Source organism: Salinibacterium sp. (assembly GCF_031364185.1).
GTDB lineage: Bacteria > Actinomycetota > Actinomycetes > Actinomycetales > Microbacteriaceae > Rhodoglobus.
On sequence record NZ_JANLVV010000175.1, the window covers coordinates 1 to 4907 of the forward strand.

The window sequence follows — 4907 nt, forward strand, 5'->3', positions numbered from 1 at the left end:
CCTCGAGGTCTATCTCGTGGTCGATACGACCAGCAGCATGGCGGCGGAAGACTGGGATCGGGTCGGCACCGAACCACCGGCGATGCCGACCAGGCTGGACGGGGTCACTTCAGACATCGAATCGATCGTCGCAGACCTATCAGGCGCGCAGTTCTCTCTCGTCACCTTCGACGCGGTGGCGGTGCAGCGTGTTCCCCTCACGAGCGACGACTCGGCTGTGCTCTCGGCCGTATCGGTTCTCCGCCAGGAGGTGACTGCGTATTCGAGGGGCAGCAGCATCGACGAGCCGCTCGACCTGGTGTCTCAGGTACTTCGGGATGCCGCCACGGTGAACCCCGACCAGCGTCGCGTGCTGTTCTACTTCGGTGACGGGGAACAGACGTCGGGCGCGGAGCCTCACGCGTTCGACGGGCTCGCACCGTACCTTGACGGCGGGGCGGTGCTGGGGTACGGCACGAACGAGGGCGGGCGGATGCGCGAGTTCAACGGGGTAGATCCCGAGTATTTCGGTGAGGCCGAACCAGATAATTCCGTCGATGATCAACCCGCTTTTATCCAGGACAATTCTGGCGAGACCGCGGTTGACGCTCTCTCGCGCATCGACGAGGACGCATTGGCGCTCATTGCCCGGGGGCTCGGTGTCACCTACGAGCACCGCACCGCGGAAACCTCGACCGCGCTCGCCACGACAGGCATCGAGGTCGGCGAGCTGACGGCAACTGACGGAGAACCCGGATCGGTCACCGAGCTTTACTGGATTCTGGCCATACCGTTCGGGCTTCTCGCTCTGCTTCAGATTGTCTCGATCGGCGGGGCCGTGGCTGAGCTGCGTCCAGACCGGCGGCGGCCATGACTGCGGACAATGGCGCGCCCATCGGGGTGACGGGCGTGACGGTCGCGGGCTTGCGGCGCCGCCGCATCCTGATGCTCTGGATCTCGCTGCCCTTCGTGCTGCTCACCATCGTCGTCGCGATGAAGCTACTGAGCCTTGCACCGACGGCCCAACTTGCCATGGATGCCTATGACAGCGGCCGATGGACGTCAAGCCAGGACATCTCGACGTCGCTGCTCTCGCCCAACATCGTCGAGCAATACCTTCCCTACTTCAATCGAGGCGATGCCTCTGCGGCAGATCAGTACTACGGCCCCGCCACCGATGACTTCGAGAAAGCCCTCGAACTCGCGCCGATGGAGCGAAAATGTGATGTCAGGCTGAATCTGGCCCTCACCTGGGAGCGATTCGGCGATATCTATGTTGCCAACGGGTACTACCAGGGTGCCGTGTTGCTGTACGAGGCGTCACGGGCGGTTTTAGATGCTGCGGGGCCGGAATGCGACCCGCCCGAGAAGATGGAGCAGCTGAACGAGTCGAAAGACCGCGTCCAGCGTAAGTTGGCGCAGGCCGAGAGTGATCGCGACGCACAGCGGCCGGACAGCGGCGACGGACCCAATGGCCAGGATCAGCAACTGCAGGACCTCCAGGACCAGCAGGCGCAGGCCGACCAGGAGAAAGCCGATGGGGAGTCGGAAGAGCGCGGACAAAGTGAGGGAGGGTACTCGGTGGACAAACCCTGGTGAGCATCCCGGTGACCGCAACGGTAAACTAATCGCCGGACTGCCTGGCAGTTTCGGCATCACCACAACCAACATCTGAATAGCGGAGGCCCTCAGTGGACATCGACCTGAGCGTACTGCGCCTCATGGAGCGCGAGCGTGAGATTCCCTTCGAGGAACTCGTACAGATCATCGAGCAGGCCATCCTCACGGCCTATCTCAAGCACATCGACGAGCCGGATTCGAAAGAGGCGCCTGCGCAGCCCAAAGCCCGCGTCGTGCTCGACCGCAAGACCGGCAAGGTCACCATCTTCGTGCCGGAACACGATGATGATGGCGCCGTCATCGGCGAGGCCGAAGACAACCCGACCGATTTTGGTCGAATCGCGGCATTTGCCGCGAAGCAGGTCATCAACCAGCGGCTGCGCGACATCGGCGACGACAAGATCCTCGGCGAGTTCAAGGGTCGCGAGGGTGACATCGTGGCTGGCGTTATCCAACAGGGGGCCAACCCAAGAATGATCCACGTCGACCTCGGCACCATCGAGGCGATTCTGCCACCCGAGGAGCAGGTACCGGGGGAGGACTACTCCCATGGTCGCCGCATCCGCGTCTACGTCACGGCGGTGAGCAAGGGCCTGAAGGGTCCGCAGATTACCGTCAGCCGCACGCATCCGGCGCTCGTGCGGAAGCTTTTCGCTCTTGAGGTGCCCGAGATTGCCAGCGGAATTGTCGAGATCACCTCGTTGGCGCGCGAGGCCGGCCATCGCACGAAGATGGCGGTGCGCGCCATGGAGCCCGGCGTGAATGCCAAGGGAGCGTGCATCGGCGAGTTGGGCCAGCGTGTTCGAGCGGTGACGACCGAACTCAATAACGAGAAAATCGATATCGTCGATTACTCGGAGAACCTGGCCACGTTCGTTGCCAATGCGTTATCGCCCGCCAAAGTCACCAGCGCATTCATCATCGATGAGGCCACCAAGGCCGTGCGGGCTCTCGTTCCCGACTACCAGCTATCGCTCGCCATCGGCAAGGAGGGCCAAAATGCCCGACTCGCCGCAAAACTGACCGGCGCCCGGATCGATATCCAGCCGGACAGCATCCTCGAAGACTGAGACGCCAGGTCGTCGGGGGTAGTATGAAACCTGTAAGAACCTGCCTCGGCTGCCGTTCTCGCACTGATCGCTCCGCTTTACTGCGAGTTGTCGCGCGAGGTGGCGAAATTGTCCCGGATCCGTCCGCGATTCTTCCAGGCCGAGGCGCCTGGGTTCACCCCACAACCGTGTGTGTCGAAAGCGCTGCCAGGCGCAGGGCTTTCGGGCGGGCGTTGAGGGTGACCGAGGTGCTTCGTGCAGAGCGGCTTTTCGAAGCAGTAAGTGCAACAACAGTCGGAATCTCGTCCGAGATTCCCCTACAAAAAGGCTGATTGACCTATGGACAACTAATGAGCGGCTCGAAATGAGTTCCGTCCGTAATTAGGTCTGCCCCTGTCCGGGTGCAGACCCAGACAGGAGAATTGTGGCTGCCAAACCACGCGTACACGAAGTCGCCGCCGAACTCGGCATCGACAGCAAGATTGCCCTCGCGAAGCTCAAGGAAATGGGCGAGTTCGTCAAGGGCCCATCGTCCAGCATCGAACCACCGGTGGCACGCAAGCTGAAGGCTGCGCTGCTGGCCGACGGTGTTAAGCCTGCGGTCGCCGAGGCGCCGAAGGTGGCGCCGAGGGTGGCCCCGAAGCCGGTCAACCCGACTCCGCCGGCTCCGGCTCCGGTGGTTGCTGCTGAGCCCGATTATGACGCCCCGGCTGTTGCCGCGCCGCCGCTGACTGTCGCAGAGCGCCAGGCGCACGCGCAGGCGCATGCAGCAGAACAAGCACAGGCACACGCTGCCGAACAGGCCGCCGGCCAGTCCGCGCCGGTCGTGTCGGCTGCGAGCACTGATGCAGCGTCGCCGAGCCCCTCGGGAATCCCGCGACCAGGGCAGCCTCGCCCTGGCAACAACCCGTTCGCCTCCAACCAGGGCATGTCTCGCCCCGGAATTCCGCGCCCGGGAAACAACCCGTTCGCGTCGAACCAGGGCATGCAGCGTGCGGGTGCGCCGGGCGCGGCACCGCGTCCTGGAGCACCTCGTCCCGGCGGCCCGGGTCAGGGAGCGCGTCCCGGCGGCTTTGGCCAGCGCCCGGGCGGCCCTGGCGGTAACTTCCAGCAGCGACCGGGTGGACCACGCCCGGCCGGCGCTGGCGGGTTTCGCCCAGGCGGCGCGCCAGGAACGGCACCTGCCAACAACTTCGGCCCCAACCGCCCGCCCGCTGGTGGTGCTGGCGGTCGCGGTCGCGGACCCGGCGGTGGAACTGCTGGTGCCTTTGGTCGCGGTGGCGGCAAGAGCAAAGCCCGCAAGTCGAAGCGCACGAAGCGCGCCGAATTCGAGTTGAGGGAAGCCCCGTCACTGGGAGGCGTCAGTGTTCCTCGCGGCGATGGTAAGACCACCATCCGTCTGCGTCGGGGTGCATCCATCTCCGACCTGGCAGACAAGCTGGAGACGATAACCGGATACTCGGTGCAGCCGGGTGCGCTGGTGACGGCGCTGTTCCACCTGGGGCAGATGGCCACGGCCACCGAGTCGCTTGACGAGGGCACCTTCGAGATTCTCGCCGGTGAACTGAACTACAAGATCGAAATGGTCTCACCCGAGGACGAAGATCGCGAGTTGCTCGCAGGCTTCGACCTTGATCTCGACCAGGAACTCGAGGACGAAACGGATGAGGATCTCGAGATCCGACCCCCCGTCGTCACGGTCATGGGTCACGTCGATCACGGAAAGACCAAGCTGCTCGACGCGATCCGCCAGGCGAACGTCGTGGCCGGTGAAGCTGGTGGCATCACGCAGCACATCGGTGCGTACCAGGTCTGGACCGAGCACGAGGGCTTCGAACGCGCCATTACCTTCATTGACACCCCGGGCCACGAGGCCTTCACGGCCATGCGTGCCCGAGGTGCGCAGGTCACCGACCTGGCGATTCTTGTCGTTGCCGCCGACGACGGCATCATGCCGCAGACGGTGGAGGCGCTGAACCACGCGCAGTCCGCGGGTGTCCCGATCGTTGTCGCGGTCAACAAGATCGATAAGCCTGGAGCGAACCCGGCTAAGGTGCGCCAGCAGCTTACCGAGTTCGGTCTCGTCGCTGAGGAGTACGGAGGCGACACGATGTTCATCGACGTGTCCGCGCTCAACAACGTCGGCATCGACACGCTCCTTGACGCGGTTCTCCTGACGGCCGACGCGGGTCTCGACCTGCGCTCTAACCCGAATAAGGACGCGCGCGGTGTCGCCATCGAAGCGAAGCTCGACAAGGG

5 protein-coding genes are annotated in these 4907 nt (G+C 64.1%); all 5 read left to right on the plus strand.

The window, feature by feature from the left end; genetic code table 11:
- Positions 1-853 (plus strand): VWA domain-containing protein (locus RMN95_RS07850; RefSeq protein ID WP_309616380.1); only part of this gene is annotated, 853 nt, incomplete at its 5' end.
- Complete coding sequence (locus RMN95_RS07855; RefSeq protein WP_309616381.1) at positions 850-1578, plus strand: hypothetical protein; 729 nt, start codon at positions 850-852, stop codon at positions 1576-1578. The genes RMN95_RS07850 and RMN95_RS07855, both read left to right, overlap by 4 nt.
- A gap of 92 nt (positions 1579-1670) precedes the next feature.
- A complete protein-coding gene (gene nusA / locus RMN95_RS07860) occupies positions 1671-2669 on the plus strand; it encodes a transcription termination factor NusA (protein ID WP_309616382.1) in 999 nt (332 codons plus the stop codon).
- A 23-nt stretch (positions 2670-2692) separates the two neighbouring features.
- Complete coding sequence (locus RMN95_RS07865) at positions 2693-2980, plus strand: YlxR family protein (protein ID WP_309616383.1); 288 nt, start codon at positions 2693-2695, stop codon at positions 2978-2980.
- A 92-nt stretch (positions 2981-3072) separates the two neighbouring features.
- Positions 3073-4907 (plus strand): translation initiation factor IF-2 N-terminal domain-containing protein (locus tag RMN95_RS07870; protein ID WP_309616384.1); only part of this gene is annotated, 1835 nt, incomplete at its 3' end.